We start from the raw sequence: 24,258 nt of genomic DNA, 5'->3' as shown, positions 1-24,258 counted from the left end.
CCGGCCTGATTCAGGCCTTTTGCGCCGCAATCACCAGTACTTCGATGCGGTAGTGTGGTTTGGCCATCGGTGCCTGGACACAGACTCGCACCGGCGCCTGGACGCCCTCCAGCCAGGCGTCCCAGAGCAGGTTCATGGCCGAGTAGTCGGCCATGTCCTTGAGCCAGATCTGTGCGCTGAGCATGTGCCCCTTGTCGGTGCCGGCCTTGGCCAGCAGGTCTTCAATCTGTTGCAGCACGTCCTGCGTCTGGGCGCGGATGTCCCCTTCGATCAGTTGTGAGACCTGGCCTGCCAGGTAGACGGTCTGATGGTGAATGACGATTTGGCTGAAGCGCGCAGTGGTGCCGATTCGCTGGATGGATGAGGTCATGTCGAGGTCCGGGGAGTCAGGGTTGAGGGTTCAAGGGGGGTAGTGATCAATTGTTGTCGCTCAGGCCGGCACCGGCGCCCAGCAGGCGCGAGGCTTCGGAGGCGGGTACGTAGGTGCGGGCGGCGAGGTGGTCGAGGTCGTGCTGAGGGCTGTCGCCTAGCTCCGGGATCTTTCCCACCAGCGCTTTGCCGAGAGGCTCGGCGGGAGGCACGCTGGCGCAGCGCACCTGGGCGGTGCTGGCGGCGCCCAGGCTCTGCGCCTGTATCAGCCAGGCCTCGCCGGTGGGGGCAAACCTCAGGCGGCAAGCCTCCCAGGACAGCTCCAGCCACATGCCCAACTGACGCGCGATGCTGCTGGCAAAGGGCAGCAGTAACTGCGGGTGCGCCACATGCCGCAGCTCGATGTCACCGTTGTGGCGCAGCAGATGGGCGTGATCGCTCAGGGTCGCCCCGGCGATCAGTGGGCACAGTGCATGCCCTGGCCCCTGCCAGGGCTCGGCGCTGACATCCGGGGCCAGTTGCGCGTAGGCGCAGCCGTCATTTTCTTGCAGTTGCTGGGCCAGTACCCCAGGCCCGTCGAGGCCGTGGGCCGAGAGCCAGCGCGCGGCCTTGCCGGCTTCCTCGGCCAGGCCCCAGGACAGCCCTGCACCACGGGCGGCTTTCTTGCACAGGCTTTCGATTTCATTCAACGAGGCATGCACGGCGTTGCTCCTGGCTGTCGAGGTTGGGGTAGGACCAGTCATCCGCGGCCACCTGCCCCAGCTCATGGGGAAAGGGCGCGTTCTTGTACAGCGTGATGCGTACCCAGCGATCCGAGCGCGGGTCGAAGTGGGTGGCGCCGAAGAACGACAGCTTGCAGCGCAGCAGGTCGATGGGCAGAAGCGCCTGGTCGATCAGGTTGTCCTGGATGTCGGCGTAGGGGAACGCTGGCGCTAGTTGCACCCGGCGCAAGCTGTGGCGGTGTTCCGGGTGTCGCAGCAGGAAGCTGGCGACGCATTGCGAGTCGCTCCAGCCCGGCAGGGCGGTCTGCAACTGGGCGATGTCCCGGGCCACTGCCAGGGGCTGTTCCAGGTCTTGCCCGGGCTCGGCAAAGCGCTGGCCGATCCGCGGTTCGAGCTTTTCCTCGGAGACGTACCAGAACAGCGCGCGGCTGGCTTCGCTGGAAAAATCGATGGCCGCGACCCAGGAATAATGCTCATCGAGTATCTGCCGCAGTCGGCCGATGCTCATGCTGCCGTCGACGCTGAAGCAGGCCTGCTCATCGGCCTGCATGCCGGCGCTCAGCTCGTCCACCAGGTGCCCGTAGGGCTCCAGCAGCAGCGACACCAGGCATTCCTGGGCCTCCAGCGACAGCGCGCCTTCGGCCCAGCGATAGAGTTCGTCCCAGGGGGAATCCTGCTCCAGGATGCCGCTGGCGAGACGGTGTTCCAGGCGCTGCAGGTCGCTTTGCAGTTGCAGGATGCGGCCGTGTTGCAGTTCGTGCTCGGAGTGCCAGTGGCCGATGCCGGCCTGGGCCCGGGCGAGGAATTCGGCGAACTGCTGGCGCTCCGCAACTGATGGCTGGCGCACGGCGCGTACCCGTTGCAGGGCGGTTTCCCGTGCCTGCACCCAGTTGTTCAAGAGCACCGGATGGTTCAGCAGGAACGGCGCCATGCCCAGGCCCGTGGAGTTGCCGATGCCCAGGCGCCGGCGCAGTGGCGGCTCCAGGGTCACCGCTTGTCGGGGCGCCCGAGCCTGGGCCAGGTGTTCCACCAGGTCCAGGGTGAAGGCGCGGATCAGGAACACCGTGAGCATCTCCGCCTGGAATGGCGCCGCCAGCTCCGGCCGCTGGGCGATGCTTTCACGGTCGGCCGCACCGAACTTGCCACTGCCGTAGACCGCAGTGGTGCGCATCAGGTAACCGACCTCGTCGATGAACTCGCGCTGTGGCTGGCGGCCGGCGGCCAGGGCCTCGACCACATGCTCGAACAGCCGCACCGAGCGGTTGGCCCGGGCCATGCACAGCTCGCGGGAGGAAATGCGCCCGGCCTCTTGCTTGGGCACATTGGCTTCCAGGCGGTCCAGGTCGGCGGCATCGGGGATGCCGTCGAACAGGGCGAAGGTGGCGTCCCAGGCGGTGGCGATGACCCGGTCCGAGCGCAGCGCCGGGTCCAGGTCATGGGCAAAGGCCACCAGGCTGTAGCTGCGTTCGGGACCGCTGGCGGTGTACACCGCGCGGCCCACGCCCTGGCTGTCGAGGGTCCACAGTGGACGCTGGAACTGCCAGTTTTCGGCCTTGAGCCGGCGCAGCAACTGACGCATGAACGACAGCCGGGACTGGTGAAAGGCCCCCAGGCGCGCCGCTTTCATGACGGTGGCGGGTGGTCGCAGGTTCATTCAGAGCACCCCCTGATCACGGGCCATCTGCCGGGCGATGCGGATCGCGTCCCACACCGCCGGCAGAATCAGCAATGACACCGGCACCGCGGTGATCACGATAAAGGATTGCAGGGCACTGATGCCGCCCTCGCCGAGGGTGATCAGGGTGGCCCCCACCAAGCCCATGCCGACGCCCCAGAACACTCGCAGCCAGGCTGGTGATTCGTCGTGGTCGCTGCTGATGGCCATGGCCACGGTGTAGGACATGGAGCCGGCGCTGGTGACCACCGAAAAGAAACTCAGGAACAGGAACAGCGCGGAAATCAGGTTCGGTAGGGGCATCGACTGGGCTACGCCCAGCAGCAGCGCTTCGGGTTGCACGCCGTGACTGATGACCTTGCCCGCTGTCTGCAATTCAACACCCATTCCGGTGCCGCCCACCAGGGTGAACCAGAGCATGGTGATCAGCGGTGCGGCCACCGACATCAGGGTGATCACTTCACGGATGCTGCGCCCGCGGGACACCTTGGCCACGTAGATGCCCATCATCGGCGCGTAGCCGATGAACCAGCCCCAGTAGAACAGGGTCCAGCTGTTGAGCCAGGAGGTGTCGTCGCGGTACAGGGCGGTCTGGAAGAAACCGGTGACGTGCACCGCCAGGCTCTGAGCGAAGGTCTCGCTGAGGAACAGGGTCGGGCCGAAGATGAACAGGAACGCCGCCAGGCCCAGCATCAGCCACACATGGACCTTGCTCACCAGGCGCAGGCCGCCCAGGCCCACCACGCAGGACAGGGTGTAGATCACCGTTACCGAGAGAATCACCATGGCCTGGACCATGATGGTGTTGGGCACGCCCCACACCGAGTGCAGGACGAAGGCGATCTGCAGGCCGAGAAAACCCACCGGGCCGATGGTGCCGGCCACCACCGCGATGATTGCCGAGGCGTCGGCGAACACCGCGATCGGGCCCTTGAGGGCACGTTCGCCCAGCAGCGGGTAGAGCAGGGTGCGCGGCATCAGCGGCAGGTTCTTTTCGTGGTGCAGGTACATGTAGACCACGGTCAGCAGGCTGCCGAGCACCGCCCAGGCCATGAAGCCCCAATGCAGGAACGATTGGGACAGTGCGGCGACGGCGGCGCCGTCGGTCTTGGCCACGGCGGCAAAATACGGTGGCGGGTTGATGAAGTGCATCATCGGTTCGGCCGCGGCCCAGAAGGCGCCGCCCCCGGCCAGCAGGGCGCACATGATCATCGACACCCAATTGAAGGTGCTGATGCTCGGCGTGTGTCCGACGCCACCCAGGCGGACCCGGCCCAGGCGCGTGTAGCCGATGTACAGGCTGGCACCAAAGGTGGCCAGCATCAGCACTTGCCAGTAGAGCCCGAAGTAGCGGGTGCTCCAGGTGAAGGCGCTGCCAATCAGGCTGGACAGAGTGTTCAGGTCTATCAGGGCAATGACCAGGAACAGCAGGAAGAAGCCTCCGCTGATCCAGAAAATCGACCAGTCGAGGGTTCCATCGGCGCGGCTGCGCAGCGAGCGAGTGTCGATCCCCGCTTTTATTTCGCTTGGAATTTCCATGGTGCCTCCGTGTTGCGTTGTCGATCGCTAATAATTGTTATGGGCGCATTTATTGTTGTTAGTGCGTGGCGATGACCTTGTTCAGGCCGGACGTCAGGACAATCAGGAAACAGTCGGGGGCCTCAGACCGCGATCTGGTCAGGGTGGACGGCGGCACCTGCCTGGGCCTTGGCCGGAATGAAGCTGTTCTCGAAGAAACGCAGCCAGTTGCCCCCCATGATCGCGGCGACTTCCTGGGCGCTGAAACCCACGCTGTGCAGGCCCGACTCGATGTTGTGGAAGTCGCGGTTATCACGGAACCAGCTCGGCTGATCGGGGAACCCCGGCTGGGCCTTGGAGCCTTCGCCGTAGTCGACATTCAGGGTCCAGCGGCCGGCGCGCATCCAGTCCACCACGCTGTTGGGCTGGTCCTGGCACAGGTCGGAACCCAGGCCCAGGTGCCCGACGCCCATCAGGTCGGCGGTACGCGCGATCATTTCGCAGAAGCTCTGCACGCTGCAGGCGCTCTTGTCCTTGAGGTGGTGCGGATACAGCGAGAAACCGAACATGCCGCCGCTCTGGCCAAGGGCCTTGAGCACGGTATCGGACTTGTTGCGCAAGGCCGCGTGCCAGAACGCCGGGTTGGCGTGGGTGATGGCAATCGGGCGCTCGGAATGCTCGATGGCTTCCAGGGTCGAGCGCTCGGCGGAGTGGGACATGTCCACCACCAGGCCGACCCGGTTCATCTCCCTGACCACCTGCTTGCCCATGCGGGTCAGCCCCGGGTCTTCCTGCTCGTAGCAACCGGTGGCCAGCAGCGACTGGTTGTTGTAGGTCAGTTGCATGAAGCGCGCGCCGAGGCTGTGCACCACTTCCACCAGGCCGATGTCGTCCTCGATGGGCGAGGGGTTCTGGAAGCCGAAGAAGATCGCCGTGCGCCCGGTCTGCCGCGCCAGGGCGATGTCGCTGGCCCACTTGCCATGGAGGATCAAGTGCGAGTAGCGCTGGAACCTGCGGTTCCAGGCTTCGATATTGGCCACCATTTCACGGAAGGTCTCGTGGTAGGCGATGGTTACGTGCACCGCATCGACGCCGCCTTCGCGCATCTGCTGGAAGATCTTTTCCGACCAGTTGTCGTACTGCATGGCATCGATGCGCGGGCCGCGGCTGGCGAAGGTCTGGGGCAGGCTCATAGTGGTGCCCCTGCGGCGATGTAGCCGGTCTTCACATGCGTGTAGAACTCCACCGCCGAGCGCCCCTGCTCGCGGGGGCCGTAGCTGGAGTCGCCACGCCCGCCGAAAGGCACGTGGTAGTCGGTGCCGGCGGTGGGCAGGTTGACCATCACGCAGCCGACCCGGGCCTGGCGGCGGAAGTGACTGGCGCGGGCCAGAGAGCGGGTCATGATGCCGGCGGTGAGGCCGAAGCGGGTGTCGTTGACCAGGCTCAGGGCCTCTTCATAGCTGCCGGCCTTGATCACGCAGGCGATGGGCGCGAACAGCTCTTCGCGGTTGATGCGCATGGCATTGCTGCCGCCAATCAACAGCGCCGGTGCCTGGTAGTAGCCGGGGGTTTCCAGCTCCAGGCGCTGGCCGCCGGTGAGCAGTTCGGCGCCTTCCTGCTGGCCCAGTTGCAGGTTCGCCAGGTTGGCTTCCAACTGTGCGGCGCTGGCCACCGGGCCGATCTGGGTGCCGGCTTCCAGGGCGTGACCGACCTTCAGCGCCTGGGTCGCCGCCAGCAGTTTTTCCACGAAGGCATCATGAATGCCTTCATGCACGATCAGCCGCGAGGAAGCGGTGCACTTCTGCCCGGTGCCGCCAAAGGCGCCATTCACCGCGCAGCTCACCGCCAGGTCGAGGTCGGCGTCGTCCATCACCGCCAGGGCGTTTTTCGAGCCCATTTCCAGCTGCACCTTGGTCAGGTTGGCGGCGGCCGAGGCGGCGATGCCCTTGCCCACGTCCACCGAGCCGGTGAAGGAAATGGCGCTGATGCCCGGGTGCTCGATCAGCGCCTGGCCGATCTCGGAACCTGTGCCCATCACCAGGTTGAACAGGCCCTTGGGCAAGTCCTGGCGGGCGATGATTTCGCTGAGAATCACCGCGCTGGCCGGGGTCAGGTTGGCGGGCTTCCACACCACGGCGTTGCCGAAGGCCAGGGCCGGGGCGATCTTCCAGCAGGCGGTGGCCATGGGGAAATTCCATGGCGAAATGATCGCCACCACGCCGATGGGTTCACGGCGGATATCGATCTCGATGCCGTCGCGCACCGAGTCGGCGGTCTGGCCCAACTGGCGCAGGGTTTCCGCAGCGTAGTAGGTGAAGAACTGCCCGGCGCGGTACACCTCGCCGGCGCCTTCGGCCATGGGCTTGCCTTCTTCCCGGGACAGGGTCTTGCCGATTTCCGCAGAGCGCTGCATCAGCTCCTGACCGATGGCCATCAGCACCTTGTAGCGTTGCTCGATGCCGCTGCGGGCCCAGATTTGCTGGGCCTCGCTGGCGGCGGCAATGGCACTGTCCAACTGCGTCCGGGAGGCCTGGGCGTAAAGGCCGATCAGGTCGCGGGTGTCGGACGGGTTGCGGTTTTCGATCTCGCTGGCGCCCTTGAGCCATTGGCCGGCGATGTAATTGTGATGGTTGTCGCTCATGAAATCCTCCAGGGCGGCACGCCAGGCAGGGCGTTGCCTTTGTGCGGTTCTGGGAGGATTATGAGTCGGCCTTGTTTTAAGTAAATCTAATAAATTTTAAGGTTGTTTAAGTAATATTTAAGACTTGCCTTTGCCTGCAGGACGCGCCGCCATGAGCATCAAGATCTCCAATTTGCAGTTTTTCGTCGCGGTGGCCACCAGCCAGAGCCTGACCCAGGCCGCCCAGCGCCTGCACCGCACACCGGCGGCGGTGTCGCTCTCGCTCAAACAACTGGAAGAGGAACTGGGCGGCGCCTTGTTCGAAGGCGAACGCAAGAACCAGCTCAGCCCCCTGGGGCGTTTCGTGCTGCTGGAAGCCCAGCGCGAACTGGCACATTTCGACCGCACCATCAGCACCATCAAGACCTACGCCAAGGCCGACACCGGCCTGGTGCGCGTAGCGGCGGTGCCGTCCTTCGCCATCACCCTGCTGCCGCCGTTGCTCAAGCAGTTCCATGAACAGCACCCGCAGTTCCACCTGGATATCCGCGACATGGATTCCGAGCGAGTGGTGCAAGCGGTGCTCAGCGGCGAAGTGGACATCGGCATCGGCACCGTACCGGCGAGCATCCCCAACATCGACCAGGACTTCCTGTTCTCCGACGCCTTCTGCGTGGTCTGCGCCAGCGACAACCCCCTCAACCGCCTCACGCGCCCGGTACGCTGGAGCGACCTGGAAGGGCAGACCTTCATCAACAGCGGCCTGGGTGCCGAGATCAATGCCGCCGAGTTCCGGCACATCCGCGACCACTCGACCCTCAGCGTGAGAAACACCACCTCATTGCTGGCATTGGTGGCCCAGGGCATGGGCGTGACCTTGCTACCGGAATTGCTCAGCCGTTCGGCGGCGGGGGACCAGTTGAATTTCCTGCGCCTGGAAGACCAGCGCATCGTGCGCTCGGTGAGCGTGATCACCGCTCCGCGCGAGACGTTGAACCATGCGTCCTATACCTTTTTGAAGGCGCTTAGGGGCAGTCGGTTTGCTTGAGGGGGGAGTGCGACAGGTTGTGCTGCCGCGAGGCCTGCTACGTAAGCGATGACCCTTGGGACAGCCGTCGGGCAGGGCATTCACCCCAGCCCGGGCCATCTTTACTGAGTGCACCTGATACCGGGGGAGTGCTTATCGCTGGGCCATCTGCCTTGGCAATTTGGGCTTGCATGCATGTGGATGTATGCCCCTGGATAGCACCTAATCCCGGAATTTGTTCCCTCTGTTTATGGGCAAGATCGACACCGCGGCATACCGCTCTTGTCCGCTGATCTTGAAACGTACTCTGGCCAGCGTTGACAGGCCCTGGCTCGGCCAGTCTGCGGGCTTGTAGATACATGGAAGGCTCGGCATTATGAGCTGCGTTTGACTGGGGCGACGGAGCCAAGAATGAGCGATATCACGGGAGAGGCGACTGTCATCAGGAATGCCAGCGTGCTGGCAGCCGAAATCGGTGGAGAACTGGTGCTAATGAGCGTGTCCCAGTGGCATTACTTCGGCCTTAACTCCGTGGCCAGCGATATTTGGGAGCGACTCGCATCGCCTGTGCGTGTAGATACCTTGTGTGAGGCACTGGTAGCCGAGTATGACGCAGACATCCAGGTGATTCGCCAGGATGTCATGGAGTTGCTGAGCAAGTTGGTGAGTCGTGAGCTCATTGAGGTCCAGGCTTGATCAGCGCTCACCGTCTTCGTGTCATTGAAGCCGCCCTCTTTTTTTCGCTCACGCCTATCTTCTGCCGACTGTTTTCGTGGCGCCTTTTGCTGAGTTTGAGTGGGGCCCGCATTGAGCCGGCATCGTCTGATTTGAATCCCGCCTTGTCACCCATGGCTCGTGCAGTGGGAGATGCGGTAGCCGTCGCGGCCAGGCGCCTTCCCTGGAAACCTCTTTGTCTGCGCCAAGCGTTGGTGGCGGCCTGCATGTTGCGCCTGCGGGGGAAGCGTTCCGTACTATGCCTGGGTGTACGCAGAGAAGGTGAATCTATAGGCGCACATGCATGGCTGGTGTTACCGGGGCAAGACGGTGGGATCGTTTGCGGGGCGGAGAATATTGGCAACGTTCGCGCTTTGCGGCGGCAAGACTAGGTGTCACACCATGTATGACGATTACTCTCTTTGCGGCTGGCGTGTGCGCAGTGATTTGCCGTTGCCGGAGCTACTGCCCTGGACAGGGGACCTACAGGCTCCGATAGACCTGAATATCGAACTTGGAGCAGTTGAGGCGCGACTGCTGGACCCTCAATACGAAGGTCCGGTTCTGCAAATGAGCACTGATGGAACCTGTCGCTTCACTATCGAGTCAGTTGCGACTTACCGAATAGCACACGATGGCCGTACGATTCGGGTACAGCCCAGCCTGTCTGCGGATCTCCCTGCAGTAAGGACATTTTTGTTCGGTACCGTGTTTGCAATTGTTTGCCAGCGCCGTACCGTCTTACCTTTGCATGCCTGTTGCGTGAAACTGCCTTCTCCCCAGGGGGATATTGCAGTTGCCTTCACGGCGCCTTCGGGAACAGGTAAATCGACCCTGGCATCTGCCTTCATGCGGCGGGGTTACCCGATTCTGGCAGACGATGTCACGGTGGTCAGCCTCGACCAGGAGCGAGGTGCCGTTGCGTTGCCCACCTTCCCCAGGGTCAAGCTCTGGCGGGATGCAATGAGCCAGTTTGGCCATGGCATGGGTGACGCAGAGCGTGTGCGCCAGGATATGGACAAATTCTCCGTTGGCTTAGGGGCCGAGCACTTCGCCGTAGGCGCTCCTCTGAAGCTGGCAGCGTTGTACCACCTTGAGCGAGTCGAAGATGCCAGGCATGCAGGTCTGGAAGAGGTCGGCGGTTTACCCGCTTCGGTTCGGTTCTCCAAGGCCCTGTATCAGGAGCGGATTCTCATGACGGTTGCCTCTGGTAAGGGCGCCCACTTCTCACTGGCAATGCGATTGGCGGCTGGCGTTGCGCGACATGTTCTGGTTCGACAGCTTTCTGGCTTTGAACATTTGGATGAACTTGTCCAGCGCATCGTCGCGTTTCACGCCGGGACGGCCCATCAGGCATGAGTGGCTTTTACTGGCTGGCGTCCTACCCCAAGTCTGGCAACACTTGGCTGCGCTTGGTCCTCAACAGTTATCGCCTCGGCGGATCGAAGCCAGACTTCTCGCAGAAGCAGAACTTCGCTCCTATCGCCAGCAGTCGTCGCCGCTTCGACGAGCTTCTGGGCGTCGCCTCGTCTGACTTGTTGCCTGATGAGTTGTTGAGATTGCGTCCGCGCATGTATGAGCTGCAGGTGACAGAGGCCCGCGAACCTTTGTTCAACAAGGTGCATGACGCCTGGCAATTGACCCCTGGGGGGGAGCCACTGTTCCCGGCCACCAATACCCTGGGAGCGGTCTATATCGTGCGTGATCCTCGAGATGTGGTGTTGTCGCTGGCCGGGCACATCGGTTTCAGTGTGGATAGGGCGATCGACCTTCTCCTGGACGAGACAGCTATCCTGTGTGACCAAAAGCTCGGACTCATGGATCAGCTGCCGCAACGACTGGGGAGTTGGAGTCAGCATGTACTGAGCTGGATCGATCTGCCCGCGCCTTGGAGTCCTTTGCTCATTCGCTATGAAGACATGTTGGAGAAGCCCTGGGAAAGCTTTGCCTGTGTCATCAAATATTGTGGTTGGCCGTTAGATGACGAGCGCCTGGAGCAAGCCTTGGATGCCACTCGCTTCGACCGGCTGCAGGCTGCGGAGGCCAGCCATGGCTTCAGTGAGCGGCCGCAACGCGCCTCTCGCTTCTTCCGAGAGGGGCGTGCTGGAGGGTGGCGTGAGCGATTGAACGATGCGCAGCTACGCCGTATTGAAGAGGCCACCGAGTCGGTCAGAGCGCGCCTTGCTTATTGTTAGGCAAGGGCCTGGGCGCTTGAGTCGATGAAGGTCAACCCTGGAACTGGCGGCCAGTTTCGATCCAACGCAGGAATGCGCCAAAGTGAAGACCTCGGTGTAGAACGATCAGATGCTCAGGACTCGCTGGTCGGTTCGGCCAGTTCGAAAGGAGGGCCTTCATTCGTTTAAGGTCCAGCAGGCGTTGGGCCAGCGGGGAAGCCTCCAGCTCTTCGAGTCGTTCGCCGAGGAAAGGGCGCACCATACTCATTCGATGAAGGTATTCAGGACATTGCATGCCGCGTTTGCGGTTGTTGACCACCTCGCCAGGCAGGCGATCCGCTGTGACTCGACGGGCGAGTAGACGAGTTACGCCACCTTGCAGGTAGAGGCTGTCGGGAAGTGAAAAGCAGAATTCCAGCAAGCGCCGATCAGCCATCGGATCGCGAACCTCGAAGCCATGCAGGGCACGTACAAGTCCCGTTGCCTGTAGCGCTGACTGGCGCTCCCGGAACCACGCCTGGCGTAGCTGCCAGCTAGCCATAGAAGCCATTTGCTTGCGCCGCTTGGCCCCCTCTTCGGTTCGAATGCGCGCCTTTATCATCGGGTCAATTGGATAGAGATGCCCCCACTCGGAAGCGCTTGACCTGGCTTGCAGTTTTGCTATTGATTGCTGAATGATCTCTGGAGCAAACGGGGCCAGGGTGGAGCGCCATATCTGGCGCGCAATGGCCGCGTTTTGTCCGCTCGTGCGGGCCTGGGCGAGTGATTCCTGAAAGGCCTTCAGCCAGCGGCCATCCCTCATCAAGCCAGTAAGGGTGCCCTGTCCATCCCAAGACAAAGTCACATTGCCGAGCGCTCCGGTCAGCAGTACACGCCCACCTTGCCGCCTTATGTGATCCCGGGCGGAGCCCATCCAGGCCAGGTTCATCACATTTCGCCAAGGGACGCCTGTCAGCTGGAACATCTGTAGCCAGTCGGTATCCCATCGATGCTGCACTGGCCCATTGAAAAACAGAGGCTGCAATCCGGGTGTCTGTTCGCAGATGCTCTCTACATAACGTCGCTCACTCATGTAGTGCTGATTTGAATCCAGCAGCTCGGTGTTGGCGGCGGGCAGGCAGGTGATGGTGGTCAATGAGTTGCCTGGCAGGTGTTTCACGGCCGTCACCGACACGGCGGAGGAGTCCAATCCTCCTGTGAGCGAGGAAAATGCCGGGCCTTCGATCCTCAGGCAGTCTTTGACTGCACGCTCGAACAATTCGCGTGCTGCCTCGACGTATTCCTCTTCTCTGGGCAAGCGGAGCTCGGTTCGTTGCTCAGGCGTCCAGTAGAAATGTTGCTTGAGTTGGCCCGAGCGCAGTATTGCCACCGAGCCTGCAGGTAGAAGGCGCAGATGCTTGTAAGGTGTGCCGTTGTCGGCCACGGGCAAGTCCGAGAGCAGGGCGACGAAGTGCTCTTCGTCTAGCTCGCGATCGATGCCGGGAACTGCCAGTAGGGCTGCCGGGTTTGTGGCGAAAGCAAAGAGCCCGTCCTTCTGGTGATAGTACAAGGGGCGCTGACCAACTGCGTCACGTGCGAGCAGTAGACTACGATCAGCAACATTCCACACCACTAGCGCAAAATCTCCGAGCATGCGCTCGGGACCGCGCGCTCCCCAGCGCGCCATTGCTTCAAAGGCAATGGCGCTGTCGGCCCAGCCATGTGCTTCCCTGGGTAGCGCCAGAGCGTCTATCAGCTCGATGCGATTAATCAGGTAACCGTCAAATACCAACACCAGAGGGACATCATGCCGAAGTGCGGGCTGATGATCCTGATGATCCTCCGGGGCTGTTATACGTAGACGATGGGTAAAGTGAAGGCCCGGGTGAGACCAGTGCCGGGATTGCTCGAGCCCTGGCGCATCCAGTGCTGCTGCAAAATGTTCAGGTAGTTCCGCAGGGATGGCCTGAGCGGAAAGCAGACCGGCAAATGCGCTCATCGATGAGCCAGGGATTTACAGTGACGGAGCATGCCGGTCAGGAGACGTTCGAAAAGCCAACCGTACCGTCATTGCCGCTTGTGGCGAAAATAGAGGTGGTCACATCCGATATGGAGACTTCAACGATTTCTGGCTTCTCCCAGGCTTTACGTTGGGACTCGGTTTCGTTGGATTCATTAGTGTCTTGTTCGGCCATCTTCTTGCTCCTGTAAGTCCGGTGATCAAGCTATATCAACTGCTCGCATTTTGGCAATTGGGGATTGGCTAAGGTTTTGCCGAGTAACAGACAGGCTCAGGGTACAAAGGTCTGCCCTGGGTGAATTTCTTGTAGCTTTCGTCACCCAACTGATAGGCAACCTGCATCCAGTTCATCATCGTCAGCGTGTGCTGCTTCGGCTTTGGCGGAGCAGGCTGACGCAGTCGCTTCAGCAACTCCAACTCGGCGGCGGCGAGATCATCGCTGAAGGTGAATTCGCTTGAAGGGCCGCAATGGACCTCATATTCGGAGCAGCCACGCTTTATGCTGACCGAGACACTGGCGCCAAGCTCAGGTGTATCGAGTACTTTTTCAAGTACCTGCTGGTAAGCTTCGCGGGCATTCTGCAGTCCATCCAGATGGAACAGGACTCGGTAGGGACCGGCCTGGTAGCGTGCATTCAGGCTGGCGCCGGCCTTGTAGGCATAGGGTAGGTCATGCGCGATCTTCTGGGTCGCAATCAGCTGTTCCAAGTTGGCTGGGCGTATCTGGACCTTGAAGCAGTGGCGGCAGCCTACCGGGACGGCCGCTCGACCGTAGGCCTGACGGAACAGGAAGCCCAAGAGCTTCCCGCAGGGGAATGGTGTGCGGATGGGACCAACTACCCAGGTTTCATTCAATTGGACAGGACGCGACAGTTCCCAGGTGTCATCTTCATGCAGAACTACATCGCCTCTTTCGCGTGCGATCAGGAGATTTTGCCCAATAGTGGACTTACCCAATTTGAGGTTCAGAAAGTCCGTGCTGGTGGTGGTCAAGGTAACCCGCTCCGCATCGTTTGTTGGTGGACAGTTTCCTTGTCGTGGAGATTACGGTAAAGCGAAATGAGGAGTCTTTGGTTGTTTCACGAATGGGTGCGTTTCTTGGTGCAGGTTTTGCGCGGCGGTGAACGACGGAGTTCTGCACTCCTGATGCGACGGCGTCCACAAGGCTTGTTTCAGCCATACGGCACGACGCGAGAAGATCGCTACCCCGAGTTGTTCCAGTCAATTCGCCAGGTACTGGCAGACACTCCGCAAACGCGCCTCCTATCGTTCGGCTGCTCTACCGGCGAGGAAGTGTTCAGCCTGGCCCGCTATTTTCGACAGGCCCATATCCGTGGCGTGGATATCGATGCGGGCCGTATTGGCCGGTGCCGGGCGCGATGGCAGCGTGAGGGGCGAGAGCCCCGCCTGAGCTTCGTATGTGCGGGTGACGTTGCGCTGGAAATGACCGCCAGCTATGACCTGGTGATGGCGATGGCCGTCTTCCGCCACGGCGCCTTGGGCGAGAGCCCCACTGACTGTTCTGCCTGGATTCGCTTCGCCGACTTTGATCGCGTGCTTGGCGACCTGGCCAGGGTGCTCAAGCCGGGTGGTTTGCTGGTGATCCGCCATGCCAACTTCCGTCTCGGCGACACGGGCGCGGCGGGTCTGTTCGAGTGCCTGCACGGCGAGGCGGCGCAGGCTTCGCCGATCTATGGACGGGACGACCGCTTGCTGCCCGGCGTACCGGGGGACGACGGCATCTACCGCAAGCGACCAGCGCCCCTTGCCTCATCGAACATGACGCGCTAGCGCTTAATCTGCAGTCTGGACCCGCGGGGATCGCTGCGGGCCTTTACTGGCGTTATGCCCGGCGTGTGCCGAAGTCATCTCGCAACACCTGCAAAATCCGTTGCCAGGCCTGACCGTCGCCAAATGGATTGCTCCAGGTAACGCTTGAATGACGCAGTTCATCTGCAGCATCGATCAAACTGTTTTGCGTCACCACGGGCGCCAGCCTGGAGCCCCCGCTGTCCAGGCTTTCCGGGCGCTCGGTATTGGCTCGCAGCACCAGGCAGCGGCGCTGCAGCACGCAGGCTTCCTCCTGCAGGCCGCCACTGTCGGTCAGTACCAGATCGGCGCCTTGTAGCAAGGCCAGCATGTCGATATAGCCAAGGGGATCTGTGGTCTTTATAGGCGACGAGCTGTCGATGATTTTCCAGTGCTCCCGGCCCAGCCGTGGGTGGACGGGGAAAATCACTGGCCTGTTGCGCGCTTCAGCCAAGCGCTGAACGGCTTCGATCAGTCTGGCGAAATGCGCGATGTCGTCGGTGTTGGAAGGCCGGTGACAGGTCAGCAGCAGGTAGCCTTCGGCTTGCACCCCCAGCCTTTCCAGGATTCCCGAGCGTGCCCGGGAGCTGTGCACATAGCGCAGGGTGGCATCGATGCCGGTGTTGCCCGTGATATGCACATTGGCGCCGTGGATGCCCTCATTGGCCAGTAGCTCGACCTGCAATGCCGAGGGGCAGAACCAGAAGTCGGACATGTGGTCCAGCTGGATTCGATTGGTTTCTTCCGGCATAGATTTGTCGAAACTGCGTAAACCAGCCTCGACATGGGCAATCGGGATATCAGCCTGGCGCGCAGCGAGCCCTCCGGCCAACGAGCTGTTGGTGTCGCCCTGGACAATCACATAGTCCGGCCTAACGGCCTGCAGTACCGGTTCGATTCCCATGACCATGCGCGCCACTTGCGAGCCCGCGACATCAGACCCCACCCCTAGATTGAAATGCGCGAGAGGCAGCTCGAGTTCGTCGAAGAACAGCTTGTCCATGGCCGCGGCGTAGTGCTGGTTGGTGTGGATCAACGTATAGCGGATACCTTGCCGAATGCAGGCACTAATCAGCGAGGAAAGCTTGATGATTTCGGGGCGCGTGCCCAGTACAAAGGCTAGATGCATGAGTGGGAACGCCCTGCAAAATCGATAGTCGGTTCCGGCTCGGGCGGACAAATGAAGTCCTTGAGCGCGCCGTCGACCATCAGCATGTTACGGTCGGTATGGCGCAAAGCGGTGAGGCGATGGGTGATCAGCACCACGGCAAGCTCGGGCCTTGCGGCGCGCAGGGCTTGCAGAAAGCGGCTCTCGCTCAGTTGGTCCAGGGCTGCCGTGGCTTCGTCCAGAACCAGCAGCACCTGGGCGTGGGCAACCGCGCGAGCAAGCCCGATGCGTTGCCGCTCGCCGCTCGATAGCTGTTGCTCGAAGGCCTCCACCGGAGTGTCCAGGCCTTGGGGAAGGCGGTTCAGCAGAGCGTCGACACCGGTGATGGCCAGTGCGTCGTTGAGCGTCTGCTCTGCACCGGAACCCAGAAAGGCCACGTTGTCGCGCAGCGTGCCTGGAATCAGCGTGGTGCCGGAGGAGGCGTAACCGATGGCCCGGTGCTCCGCTGGCAGGTCGAGCCATTGCAGCGTGCCCTGGTTTGGCTGCAGCTCACCAATCAGAACATCCACCAATGTCGATTTGCCCACGCCCGACTCGCCGACCAGACCCAGCCACTCCCCTTGGCCGATGCTCAGGTTCAGGTTGTGGATCACTGCCTGGCTGGCCTGGGGGTACCGGTACTCCAGTGCCTCGCACAGCAGCACTGGCTGGAGCGGGGCGCGAGCAGGTGCCATGTGCTGCTGGACGGCCTCTGGGGCTGTTCGGGAGGGCGAGTCGGGCGAGGTCAACTCCTCAAAATACGGGCGGGACAAGCGCAGCGTCTGCAGGCTGAACAGCACCCGCCGAAAACCTGGCAGCAAACGCAAGCCCACGGCTGAAAACAAGGCCATTGCATGCAGGTCCGTTTGCCCGCTTCCCTTGCTGGCTACCAGTACGCACAGCACCAGCATCATCAGGAAAAACAGCTCCATGACGGGGGACTGGACCTCCATCAGCGTGCGTTCCCGGGCCGTGGCTCTGGCGAAGCGTTTGGCCACTGGGTAATAGCGCTCCAGTACCGCCTGCACGCGGCCATACAGGTGTATCTCGCGCAGGCAGGCAATGCTGTCGGTGACCCAGCGCTGCATCAGCACCTGGCTTTCGCCCCTGCGCGTTTCCCTGATGTCGTTGAGCACCACAGACAAGGCGCCGCCAGCGCCGGCGGCCAGCAGCAACGCACCGAGCAGCATCGCCGTCGCCAGGGGCTCCAGAGCCAGCAATACACAGAGCAGCAGAGCGACCACCAATACTTCGGTGAGCAGCTCCAGGCTGGGCAGGAGGGTGCCTATGACGATTCTGGGCGCCATGTAGTTGACAACCACATTGCTGCCCTGCGCGGTTGTGTTTGAGAGCTGGGCAACGGGGCGGTCCAGTTCGTGCTGGAAAATGCTCAACGAGATCATCAGTGTCCAGGCGTCGATCAGCCGGCTGCGCGCGGCAGACAGCAGCGGCGCCAGCACGCCCTTGCCCAGCACCAGGGCCACCACCAGCAGGGGCAGCGCGGATACGCCGCTACCGGCGAACGCTGACCACTGCATTTCGAGCTGCGCATACCAACCGGAGGAGGTACGCACCGTCGGTAGCAGCGAGCCCAACAGGATCGCCACCAGCAGCGCACAGAGCGTATCGATGGCGGCCTTGCCCAGCAGCAGCGCCAGCATCGACACAATGCTGGACGTGCTGGCGCCACAGCGTCTGACGAAGGCCAGTGCCCGCGGTGGAAGGTCGAACAGTGCAAAGGGTTTCACAAGTTTCATGGGCCTACGGCGATCAAGGATTTGGGCAAGCCCAGGATTCGTTCGCGGATGATACGGGCAGTGGGAAACAAAACCTGCATCTGCCGACGGGTCAGCAGGCGGACGCTATCGACGAGAAACTCGGCCTGTTCGTGGTTCGCGGCGCGTTGCCAGTGCCCCAGTGCCACTTGGCGTACCAGTCCGACCCTGAGGCGACGCGGCAGCCAGTGAAAAAAAGGCGTCATGCAGTGCGGTTCGAGTGGAAACCAGAAATCCGGTGTCTGGATAAAGTAGCGTTCGGCGACGCGCACAAGCTCCCGGGCAAAACGTTCGACACGCTCCGGACTGCCCACATGCTCGATCACGGAGTTGGAATGCACGATATGGAAGGCACCGTTCTCGAACTGGCTCAGGTCACAGCCATCAGCGCACAGTGCACTGAAGGGGGACAGGGGGGGCTGATGTACGGGCTGAGTGTTGAGCAGCGTGATGGATACACGGCGTGAGGCCAGGTAGGTCGCCGGCAAAATTTTCCAGTATTTTTGTGTCCCTCCCACATCCAGCAAATTGACATGGCCATGCCGGGCGTATGCCTGCTCGATCATGTCCCGCAGTGGCCCGATACGCCGGCTGCGCAGCCGCGTAGCGAGCGCGCGCGGGTTGTCGTAGTTGGTCAAATAGCGCGCCAGCCTTTTCATCCAACCGGTAGGCCGCGATCGCTGCATGGCCTGCTGGTAGAAGGTCACCAGCTCGGCGGCTTTGCGCTGCCAGGTGAAGCCTTGGCGAACGGCCTCTACCACACTGGCCGGTACTTGGCTTTGTGCGCATTGTGCGGCACGCGCGCCCAGGGCCGGGATGTCGCCCAGGGCGAACACGCCGTTCCAGCCAACGGCGTCGGTGATGGCGCGGCACCCCTCGATATCCGAGCAGACGATAGGCACACCGGCCAGCAACGCCTCGAGGATGACCGTCGGCATGCCTTCGCGTTCGGAAGCCAGCACCATTGTCTTGCAGCCGGCCATCATCTGTTGGGTAACGGCATCGTCCTGCCAGCCATGAAAGCGCACCCGCGAGGACAGACCCCACTGTGCCGTCAGGGCTTCCAGGCGTGGGCGGTCACTGCCCTGACCGACGATGTGCAGAATGGCCTGGGCCAGGGGGGGCGTCTTCAGCGCAGCAATCACATCGTCGAGGCGTTTGACCGGATCTAGACGCCCGATGGACAGCAAGGCGGGCGCCCCCTCCAGCGGCACCGGACTGGCGACGGCAGGTTGACGGTGATCATCAATACAGTTGGGAATGATCAGGGTCCGCGTGGGCTGCAAGCCGCGCCGGTCAAGGTCGCCCTCCCAGCCCTTGTGCAGCAGCACCACGGCGCTGGCGGCGCGCACCATCAGGCGCTCGACGGTGCAGTCCCACAGGCGCTTGAGCAGTTGTCGCCACCTGGAGCCCGTGTCGTAGTAACAGTGCGGGGTGTACACCAGGGGCCGGCCACGGACGACGGCCAGCAGTGCGGCGAATGCGGCAATTGGGGTCCGGGCGCCATGCACATGCACGAGGTCATGCTCGGCCAGGGCGGACCAGAGGCTTCGATGCCCCCCCTGGCGTACGTCGAGCCCGTCGCCGGCCACATTGACCTGCGGGGCAAGGATGGTGATGCGGGTGCTGTCATCGGCCTGTATGGCCGTGGCCAACCCCTGGATATGACGGGCCACGCCACTGGACAGGGGGTCGAACTCCTTGCTGATATGCAGTACCCGTATCTTCATGCCACGGACTCCAGCGTTGCCGGCTGCTGGAGCTGTTGCAGCAAGCCGGCGAGCCCGCTGGTTTGCCTGGCAAAGTGGCTGCGCAACCATTGGGCCTGGGCCTGTCCGGTGGCCTGGCGAAAGGCCGGGTCATCGCGCAGACGCTGATAGAGGCCGGCCACTTGCTTGGCTGTCGCGGCCTGTAAAGGCGCCGCCATTGCCTGGCGTACCGCCCGGTTTCCAGGCAAGGCCAACTGCAACGCCACCACCCAATGCCCGGCCAGCGCTGCCTCCAGCATGGCGGTGGAGCAGTAGCCCACCACCAGCTGCGGTATGGCGGCCCGGGGTTGCAGCTCCGGGTGCGGTGGACGGCGAGTGGCGCATGCGGCCGCACCGCTGTAGGGCTGGTCTTCCTGAGGGTGCAGCAGAATGCGGGTATCCGGGGCGATTTGCAGCAGCGCGTGGGCAAAGGTCGCCAGGGTTTCGCCAATGCCCTCGCCCAGTATCCGGGCATGGGTCTGCGAGAGCAGGGCAATGCCCTCAGGGGCACGCGCAGCCTGCTCCGGCTGCTGACCCCGGCCCAATGCGTCCTCTACCAGTTGCGTGCTCGGGGTGCCATTGGCCTCGAACACCTGACGGCTGGCGTTTCCCCATACCAAGTAGCAGTCGGCCCGGGTCGGGAAGAACTCATCCGTGGCAATGCCGTGTTGCACGCAGATGCTGGGCAGCCCCTGGCCAATCGCGGCGCGGCTCATCAGATCGAAATCGTTGTGCAACAGCACGACGCCTCGGCTGCCTATCAGGGTCCGCCGCAGGCTGGCGGTCCAGAGCGCGCGGCGGGCCAGGCAACTGGCGAGCAGCAGCGGCTGCTGTTGCCTCAGCGTGGCGATGAACACGTGCAAGGCCGAGCGCCACGCCTGCAGGCCTGGTCGCGCGGGGCGGATGCAGGTCAGACCTGGGGAGATGTCATCGATGGCCAGGCGCGGGTGCAACAGCACCAGCGGCGCATAGCCCGCCGCTGCCAGGGCGGGCAGTGCCCGCTCCAGGGTGCTCCAGCCACTCACGCCAGCCAGGGTGGTCAACAGGATGGCTTGCTTGTGCCCTTCGTTGAGGCCAGGGTTCTTGTGCCTGAGCAATAGCCAGGAATCACGCAACAGGGCCCCCAGGGCGCGGACTCCGGCCGCGACCTGGCTTCTTCCTGCGTGCAGATAGAACAGCTCATGGCGAACATCTGCCGCATCCGGGCCGAACTGCTGGCGTATGTATTCGACGTGCTCCGAGAAAGATTCTCGTAGCCAGGCGGATGACTTCATGGGGTAAGATCCGATTTCTCTTATGCCAGCCACGCTACAGCTAGGCAGTTGAGTTGCCAACTACCATCAGCCGCTTGTCTAGTGCACAGGATGCACGCCCCGTTATGGCCATATCCCATTCTCAATGTACCGCCAGCGCTCCCGGGCAGAACGCCGATGACCTCCATGGAGATCATGTCGAACTGCTGCAGGCAACCTTGTGGTTGATGGGTTTTGAGCAGCCGTTCAGCGCTCCCGCCGTGCCCGCCCTTTGCCAGTTCATCCGCCACCATGGGGTGGCGGGCCTGATGCAGCCCGACAGGGTAAAAAGCCAGGCCCCCGTTTGCTTGGCAGCGCTGAATGCCGAACGCCAGCGCATTGCCATTCGGGCCCTGGCACTGGGGGCCGGGCTCAAGCGCCTGGTCACGGGATTTGCCGCGCGAGGTCTGCAGCCGTTGGCGCTCAAAGGGCCGGCGCTGGCCGTGCAGGCCTACGGCAATCTCGGCGCACGGGGTGGTGTGGACCTGGATGTACTGCTGCCGACGGAACAGTGGCCCGAGGCCCTGGCCGTATTGCAGGACATGGGCTATCACGTGGCTCCTGGCCAACAGTGGCCCCTGCCCGATGCCACCCATGAACTGGTGCTCGCTCACGGGCAGCTGCCGCGGATCGAGCTGCACCGCCGCCTTCTGCGTCACCAGCATTTGCTCCACGCCCCGCAGCGAATGACCCAGGTGCTCGACCTGCAAGGTACCGAGGTGACCTGCCTGGCGCCGGCCTATGCGCTGCCGTATTTGATTGCCCACGCCAACCAGCACTGCTTCCGCCGCTTGATCTGGCTGATGGATATACACGCGCTGTTGCAGTGCCCCGACCTGGACCTTGAGCTGCTCGCCAGCCAGGTAAAGCGCAGCGGCACCTGCGCGATGCTGGATACCTGCCTCAGCCTGCTGACCCTGCTGTTCGGCCTGCAGGTTCCGGCGCCTCTGCAGCAGGTGCGCCGACCTTGCCGGGCAAGTCGGGAGATGGTCGAGCTGGCACTGGATGCGCTGCGCAGGTCTATGAGCGATGACCAGGTGGCGATGGGCCAAGGTCTGTTCAAACGCGTGAGCCTGGACATTGCCTTGCAGGACACGCTGGCGGCCCGTTGGCAGGCGCTGGTGGGCTGGCTGAGCCCCACGGCAAAGGACCTCCAGTGGCTGGCACTGCCGCGCGGGCTGAGCTTTCTCTATCCGTTCGTGCGCCTTTTGCGGCTGGCGCTGCGCCAGCGGGGGCACGAAGTTTGACTCTTGCCATTCCGCTCTCTCGTTTATTGGCTCGTGGCCTGGGCGTTGCCGCCAGTGCCTTGTCGGCAGGTTGGGTCGTCGAGTCCGGGGTTCCCTGGCCTGGCACCTGGGGCCTGGCATTGGCAGCCGCGCTGCAGTTCATGGGGCTGGACTGGGCACTGATACGTCCCCGCTATCGCCTGGCCGAACGCCTGGCTACGGGGATCGGGCAACTGCTTCTGGGATTGGGCGTGCTGGCCTGTCTGGCGGGGCTGTTCGGCTATTCGTTATCGGTGTCGTGGTCGCTGGGCTGGCTGCTGTTGGCCAGTGTCACGCTTGCCCTGCTCGAGGTGGGCAATGATCGGGTTGCAGCCTGGCGTCCCGGCGTGCCGAGGGTCGTGCTGGCGGGCGCTTGCCCACATGTCAGTCAGTTCACGGAACAGCTTGGGCAGTCCGCCGTTCGCTTGTCGCATGAAGAGGCCCTGGGCCTGCTGACGCAGCAGCCAAGCCGGCAGCTGTCAGAACAGGTGGTGATTTTCGATACCTGCCTGCACGCAACGCCGCCCCAGCATCTGGAAGGCGGGTGCCCCACGCTGCCCATACAGGATGTGCATGCTTTTTCGCCAGGAGCTGCGGCGGCCAAGCGCTTGTTCGATCTACTCGTCGCGGCCGTACTGCTCTGCGGCTGTGCGCCGCTGCTGGTGGTTATCGGACTGATCGTTCGCCTGCAGGACGGCGGGCCGGCGCTGTTTCGTCAGCAGCGCCTGGGTTTGCAGGGCTCGATCATTACCGTGCTGAAGTTTCGCAGCATGCGGGTGGCCGCTGGTAGTGACCTGCTGGCGCCCCAGGCGCGCCTCGATGACCCGCGTGTCACGCCGCTCGGCAAGTGGATGCGTTACTGGGGCATTGATGAGCTACCACAGCTGATCAACGTGTTGCGCGGTGATATGTCCCTGGTCGGCCCACGGCCCCATGCGGTCGCTCATGACCTGCATTATGGCGCCAAGGTCTGTGGTTACACCGCGCGGCAAGCCGCCAGGCCCGGTATCACCGGGCTTGCCCAGATCCGTGGTCGGCGTGGGGAAACCCGCGCCGTATCCGATATGGCCTCACGGGTGCGCGATGACCTCGAATACATTGCGCGCCAGTCGCTGTGGCTGGACCTGTTTATTCTGCTGGCCACACCGATGGCGCTGTTGCGCAGCGGCCATGGGCGCTGTGAGCCTGAGCGTGTAGCGGTCTCGGCCCCCTCTAGAGACGAGCAAGCCGCCACGCCATCCGCGGATAGCCGTTACGCAGACTCAGAGGCCGAATCTGTTTGAGGATGTGAGCTCGGATGTCGTTCGCCTGCGGTGGTGGTGGCGCGACGGTAGGTGTCGCCGGTGCGTTGAGCCGCGCATACACGCGCAGATTGCCTTCGTAGATTCCGTGGGCTTCCCGGCGCCAGTGCTGGGCATGAAACCCATTGGCGCTCAACAATGCCTCAAGGGTTTGCGCCGAGAAATAGCTGCGGTGCGAAACATGCACCTGCAACAGGCCAAGCTCGGGCCAGTCAGCCTCGATATCCGGGACCTCGATCACCAGCCAGCCCTGCGGATCCATCAGCTTGGCTATCCGAGCCAGTGCTTTGCCCGGCTCCTGAAGATGCTCCAAGACATGGAACAATGTCACCAGCCGAGGTGCGAAAGGCAGTTGCGTGTGTTCGTCGAGCTCTTCAGGGCGAACGTGTTCGCCCAAGCCCAGCACCTGTACCGCATGATCGCGCTGAGGGCCGCCTGGCTCCAGGCCCATATAGTGTTCATAGTTTTGGGCGCGACAGGCATCCAGGAAAAACCCCAGGCCGGCACCGATATCCAGCACCGATTGGCATTGACCTACAACGGCGCTGATCTCGCTAAAGCGATAGCCTGCGAGCAGCCGATAGTTCCACATCGCTTTGCTGGCTGGTGGTTGTCGCATGAGGCGGGGGTATAGCTGGCTGTAGAAGCGTGCCTGGGTGTCGCCCTTCAGGCCACGCGCCAGATAAACCAGGCTGCAATGACGGCAGGTCGACAGATTGACTCGCAGAAAATAACGGTCATATCGCCAGATAAGCTGTGGATCGTTTTGCCCGCAGCCAGGGCAGGGAAGCTCGACCAGATGTCGATTGATCTGGCGAAGCTGATTGAGCAGAGAAAATGCCATCTATGCCTGTTCCCGCATTGAATCGAAGGAGTCCGTAAAAGAGGCAGCACTCTAGCAGTCCGCAAGACGATGGTAACGACCTGTCTCTATTCATTGGCCGTTCCAAACACGGTCAGCGCATTGCAGCAGCCTGGTCGCTGTGTCAAATTCTCGCACTTTGCCCCGTGACTAGCAGACCACCTTCACGTTTGTGCAGGCAGGCCCATCAGGTTGGAATGATGCATACAACGCCTACAGCAAGACCTATTGGGCCTTACGA

Annotated in this window: 21 protein-coding genes; 7 read left to right on the top strand and 14 right to left on the bottom strand. The window is 62.5% G+C overall.

The window, feature by feature from the left end:
- Positions 1 to 10: 10 nt before the first annotated feature.
- The 6 genes from L1O02_RS27020 to L1O02_RS26995 all read right to left on the bottom strand — a co-directional run bounded on the left by L1O02_RS27020 (position 11) and on the right by L1O02_RS26995 (position 6,925).
- Positions 11 to 370: a RidA family protein gene (locus L1O02_RS27020; protein ID WP_108544131.1), complete on the bottom strand. Its 360-nt coding sequence runs from the start codon at positions 368 to 370 to the stop codon at positions 11 to 13.
- Between the two features lie 46 nt (positions 371 to 416).
- Positions 417 to 1,070 (bottom strand): DUF3726 domain-containing protein, encoded by a 654-nt coding sequence (locus tag L1O02_RS27015; RefSeq protein ID WP_108544133.1) that lies wholly within the window; start codon positions 1,068 to 1,070, stop codon positions 417 to 419.
- Positions 1,051 to 2,745 (bottom strand): hypothetical protein, encoded by a 1,695-nt coding sequence (locus L1O02_RS27010; RefSeq protein WP_108544135.1) that lies wholly within the window; start codon positions 2,743 to 2,745, stop codon positions 1,051 to 1,053. The genes L1O02_RS27015 and L1O02_RS27010 overlap by 20 nt, the downstream gene beginning before the upstream one ends.
- On the bottom strand, positions 2,746 to 4,305 hold the full coding sequence (locus tag L1O02_RS27005; RefSeq protein ID WP_108544137.1) for a BCCT family transporter: 1,560 nt from the start codon (positions 4,303 to 4,305) through the stop codon (positions 2,746 to 2,748). It lies immediately after the preceding gene.
- Between the two features lie 122 nt (positions 4,306 to 4,427).
- Positions 4,428 to 5,477, bottom strand: coding sequence for a membrane dipeptidase (locus L1O02_RS27000; protein ID WP_108544139.1), 1,050 nt, complete (start codon positions 5,475 to 5,477; stop codon positions 4,428 to 4,430).
- Complete coding sequence (locus L1O02_RS26995) at positions 5,474 to 6,925, bottom strand: aldehyde dehydrogenase family protein (protein WP_108544141.1); 1,452 nt, start codon at positions 6,923 to 6,925, stop codon at positions 5,474 to 5,476. The genes L1O02_RS27000 and L1O02_RS26995 overlap by 4 nt, the downstream gene beginning before the upstream one ends.
- 151 nt (positions 6,926 to 7,076) lie before the next feature.
- Between L1O02_RS26995 and L1O02_RS26990 the strand changes: the two genes are divergently transcribed.
- From L1O02_RS26990 to L1O02_RS26975, 4 genes are all read left to right on the top strand, one after another.
- Positions 7,077 to 7,952, top strand: coding sequence for a LysR family transcriptional regulator (locus L1O02_RS26990; RefSeq protein ID WP_235759028.1), 876 nt, complete (start codon positions 7,077 to 7,079; stop codon positions 7,950 to 7,952).
- A gap of 390 nt (positions 7,953 to 8,342) precedes the next feature.
- Positions 8,343 to 8,627, top strand: coding sequence for a PqqD family protein (locus L1O02_RS26985; RefSeq protein ID WP_060837450.1), 285 nt, complete (start codon positions 8,343 to 8,345; stop codon positions 8,625 to 8,627).
- A 420-nt stretch (positions 8,628 to 9,047) separates the two neighbouring features.
- Positions 9,048 to 10,004, top strand: a complete 957-nt coding sequence (locus L1O02_RS26980) for a hypothetical protein (protein ID WP_129405362.1) — start codon at positions 9,048 to 9,050, stop codon at positions 10,002 to 10,004.
- Positions 10,001 to 10,840 (top strand): sulfotransferase domain-containing protein, encoded by an 840-nt coding sequence (locus L1O02_RS26975; protein WP_060842435.1) that lies wholly within the window; start codon positions 10,001 to 10,003, stop codon positions 10,838 to 10,840. Before L1O02_RS26980 ends, L1O02_RS26975 begins: the two co-directional genes overlap by 4 nt.
- Before the next feature lie 31 nt (positions 10,841 to 10,871).
- Here L1O02_RS26975 and L1O02_RS26970 read toward each other — a convergent pair whose 3' ends face one another.
- The 3 genes from L1O02_RS26970 to L1O02_RS26960 all read right to left on the bottom strand — a co-directional run bounded on the left by L1O02_RS26970 (position 10,872) and on the right by L1O02_RS26960 (position 13,811).
- Positions 10,872 to 12,797, bottom strand: a complete 1,926-nt coding sequence (locus L1O02_RS26970; protein ID WP_082729165.1) for an asparagine synthase-related protein — start codon at positions 12,795 to 12,797, stop codon at positions 10,872 to 10,874.
- 37 nt (positions 12,798 to 12,834) lie between these two features.
- A complete protein-coding gene (locus tag L1O02_RS26965; RefSeq protein ID WP_159426267.1) occupies positions 12,835 to 12,993 on the bottom strand; it encodes a hypothetical protein in 159 nt (52 codons plus the stop codon).
- 68 nt (positions 12,994 to 13,061) lie between these two features.
- Positions 13,062 to 13,811, bottom strand: a complete 750-nt coding sequence (locus L1O02_RS26960) for a hypothetical protein (RefSeq protein WP_060837454.1) — start codon at positions 13,809 to 13,811, stop codon at positions 13,062 to 13,064.
- An 81-nt stretch (positions 13,812 to 13,892) separates the two neighbouring features.
- Here L1O02_RS26960 and L1O02_RS26955 point away from each other — a divergent pair, with 81 nt between their 5' ends.
- Complete coding sequence (locus tag L1O02_RS26955; protein ID WP_159426268.1) at positions 13,893 to 14,609, top strand: class I SAM-dependent methyltransferase; 717 nt, start codon at positions 13,893 to 13,895, stop codon at positions 14,607 to 14,609.
- Between the two features lie 52 nt (positions 14,610 to 14,661).
- On the opposite strand, the gene wecB is transcribed toward L1O02_RS26955, so the two are convergent.
- The 4 genes from wecB to L1O02_RS26935 all read right to left on the bottom strand — a co-directional run bounded on the left by wecB (position 14,662) and on the right by L1O02_RS26935 (position 20,571).
- Positions 14,662 to 15,756 (bottom strand): UDP-N-acetylglucosamine 2-epimerase (non-hydrolyzing), encoded by a 1,095-nt coding sequence (gene wecB, locus L1O02_RS26950; RefSeq protein ID WP_060842438.1) that lies wholly within the window; start codon positions 15,754 to 15,756, stop codon positions 14,662 to 14,664.
- Complete coding sequence (locus L1O02_RS26945; protein ID WP_235759026.1) at positions 15,747 to 17,435, bottom strand: ABC transporter ATP-binding protein; 1,689 nt, start codon at positions 17,433 to 17,435, stop codon at positions 15,747 to 15,749. Before L1O02_RS26945 ends, wecB begins: the two co-directional genes overlap by 10 nt.
- A 92-nt stretch (positions 17,436 to 17,527) precedes the next feature.
- Positions 17,528 to 19,279 (bottom strand): glycosyltransferase, encoded by a 1,752-nt coding sequence (locus L1O02_RS26940; RefSeq protein WP_235759024.1) that lies wholly within the window; start codon positions 19,277 to 19,279, stop codon positions 17,528 to 17,530.
- Entirely contained in the window at positions 19,276 to 20,571 is a 1,296-nt protein-coding gene (locus L1O02_RS26935) for a hypothetical protein (protein WP_235759022.1), read from the bottom strand. The genes L1O02_RS26940 and L1O02_RS26935 overlap by 4 nt, the downstream gene beginning before the upstream one ends.
- A gap of 104 nt (positions 20,572 to 20,675) precedes the next feature.
- Between L1O02_RS26935 and L1O02_RS26930 the strand changes: the two genes are divergently transcribed.
- Together L1O02_RS26930 and L1O02_RS26925 are read left to right on the top strand one after the other, a co-directional pair.
- The gene (locus L1O02_RS26930) at positions 20,676 to 21,836 is read left to right on the top strand and encodes a nucleotidyltransferase family protein (RefSeq protein WP_348636641.1); all 1,161 of its coding nucleotides are present in this window, start codon (positions 20,676 to 20,678) and stop codon (positions 21,834 to 21,836) included.
- Positions 21,833 to 23,137, top strand: a complete 1,305-nt coding sequence (locus tag L1O02_RS26925) for a sugar transferase (protein WP_235759020.1) — start codon at positions 21,833 to 21,835, stop codon at positions 23,135 to 23,137. Before L1O02_RS26930 ends, L1O02_RS26925 begins: the two co-directional genes overlap by 4 nt.
- Here L1O02_RS26925 and L1O02_RS26920 read toward each other — a convergent pair.
- On the bottom strand, positions 23,067 to 23,999 hold the full coding sequence (locus tag L1O02_RS26920) for a class I SAM-dependent methyltransferase (RefSeq protein WP_235759018.1): 933 nt from the start codon (positions 23,997 to 23,999) through the stop codon (positions 23,067 to 23,069). The two genes, L1O02_RS26925 and L1O02_RS26920, sit on opposite strands and share 71 nt — an antisense overlap.
- Positions 24,000 to 24,258 lie beyond the last annotated feature (259 nt).

Origin of the sequence: Pseudomonas sp. BC42 (genome assembly GCF_021560055.1) — a bacterium.
Lineage (GTDB): Bacteria > Pseudomonadota > Gammaproteobacteria > Pseudomonadales > Pseudomonadaceae > Aquipseudomonas.
The sequence above is the reverse complement of the archived record's forward strand: the minus strand, read 5'-3'. Positions and strand labels throughout refer to the sequence as shown.

What these genes read in the sequence shown, in the direction of transcription:
- L1O02_RS26935 (WP_235759022.1), bottom strand. Translation starts at nt 20,571, where the DNA reads ATGAAGTCATCCGCCTGGCTACGAGAATCTTTCTCGGAGCACGTCGAA.
- L1O02_RS27020 (WP_108544131.1), bottom strand. Translation starts at nt 370, where the DNA reads ATGACCTCATCCATCCAGCGAATCGGCACCACTGCGCGCTTCAGCCAA.
- L1O02_RS26965 (WP_159426267.1), bottom strand. Translation starts at nt 12,993, where the DNA reads ATGGCCGAACAAGACACTAATGAATCCAACGAAACCGAGTCCCAACGT.
- L1O02_RS26920 (WP_235759018.1), bottom strand. Translation starts at nt 23,999, where the DNA reads ATGGCATTTTCTCTGCTCAATCAGCTTCGCCAGATCAATCGACATCTG.
- L1O02_RS26995 (WP_108544141.1), bottom strand. Translation starts at nt 6,925, where the DNA reads ATGAGCGACAACCATCACAATTACATCGCCGGCCAATGGCTCAAGGGC.
- L1O02_RS26970 (WP_082729165.1), bottom strand. Translation starts at nt 12,797, where the DNA reads ATGAGCGCATTTGCCGGTCTGCTTTCCGCTCAGGCCATCCCTGCGGAA.
- L1O02_RS26980 (WP_129405362.1), top strand. Translation starts at nt 9,048, where the DNA reads ATGTATGACGATTACTCTCTTTGCGGCTGGCGTGTGCGCAGTGATTTG.
- L1O02_RS26985 (WP_060837450.1), top strand. Translation starts at nt 8,343, where the DNA reads ATGAGCGATATCACGGGAGAGGCGACTGTCATCAGGAATGCCAGCGTG.
- L1O02_RS27010 (WP_108544135.1), bottom strand. Translation starts at nt 2,745, where the DNA reads ATGAACCTGCGACCACCCGCCACCGTCATGAAAGCGGCGCGCCTGGGG.
- wecB (WP_060842438.1), bottom strand. Translation starts at nt 15,756, where the DNA reads ATGCATCTAGCCTTTGTACTGGGCACGCGCCCCGAAATCATCAAGCTT.
- L1O02_RS26975 (WP_060842435.1), top strand. Translation starts at nt 10,001, where the DNA reads ATGAGTGGCTTTTACTGGCTGGCGTCCTACCCCAAGTCTGGCAACACT.
- L1O02_RS26990 (WP_235759028.1), top strand. Translation starts at nt 7,077, where the DNA reads ATGAGCATCAAGATCTCCAATTTGCAGTTTTTCGTCGCGGTGGCCACC.
- L1O02_RS27005 (WP_108544137.1), bottom strand. Translation starts at nt 4,305, where the DNA reads ATGGAAATTCCAAGCGAAATAAAAGCGGGGATCGACACTCGCTCGCTG.
- L1O02_RS26945 (WP_235759026.1), bottom strand. Translation starts at nt 17,435, where the DNA reads ATGCTGGCGCTGCTGCTGGGCAAGGCCGCCATCGATACGCTCTGTGCG.
- L1O02_RS27000 (WP_108544139.1), bottom strand. Translation starts at nt 5,477, where the DNA reads ATGAGCCTGCCCCAGACCTTCGCCAGCCGCGGCCCGCGCATCGATGCC.
- L1O02_RS26940 (WP_235759024.1), bottom strand. Translation starts at nt 19,279, where the DNA reads ATGAAGATACGGGTACTGCATATCAGCAAGGAGTTCGACCCCCTGTCC.
- L1O02_RS26930 (WP_348636641.1), top strand. Translation starts at nt 20,676, where the DNA reads ATGGCCATATCCCATTCTCAATGTACCGCCAGCGCTCCCGGGCAGAAC.